Genomic DNA, 476 nt, shown 5'->3' on the forward strand with positions numbered 1-476 from the left:
TAGTAACCGGCATTGACCTCCACCTCTTGAAGCTCGGTGACCTCGGACTTCATCTCTACGTCCATTGTGGTACGGCCCAGTACGGGCAGTTCCCTACTGTGGTAGCCCAGATAGGAAAAGACAAGGATATCATTATTATTTACCAAAAGAAAGTACTCCCCTTGGGGGTTGGTAAAGGTACCCGTTTTGGTACCTTTTATAAGTACATGTACCCCTGGCATGGGGCCGTAATTATCGGTAACAGTACCCGAAATCTGGTACTGTTGCTGAATAGTTAGGTTGGAAAAGGTTTTAGAACAATGCCCATGGGGGAAATGGGCAAAGTATGGTGGGGGAACTAAAAAGCAAATATATAGTAAACATAAGCGTATAACGCTCCTGTACTCAAGATTATTTTTCATAATTTTGAAGATTAGATGAAACTTAGTTTTATTTAGTTACGGCCTTCCAAACTTGTCGGTCAAACAGGGTTTGGG

Annotated in this window: 1 protein-coding gene; it reads right to left on the reverse strand. The window is 42.9% G+C overall.

Going from position 1 to position 476, the window contains the following annotated elements:
- Nucleotides 1–401 (reverse strand): carboxypeptidase-like regulatory domain-containing protein (locus tag MWU82_RS24135; protein ID WP_247098318.1); only part of this gene is annotated, 401 nt, incomplete at its 3' end.
- Between the last annotated feature and the right edge of the window lie 75 nt (nucleotides 402–476).

Source organism: Arenibacter sp. S6351L (assembly GCF_023016025.1).
In the GTDB taxonomy this organism is placed as follows: domain Bacteria; phylum Bacteroidota; class Bacteroidia; order Flavobacteriales; family Flavobacteriaceae; genus Arenibacter; species Arenibacter algicola_B.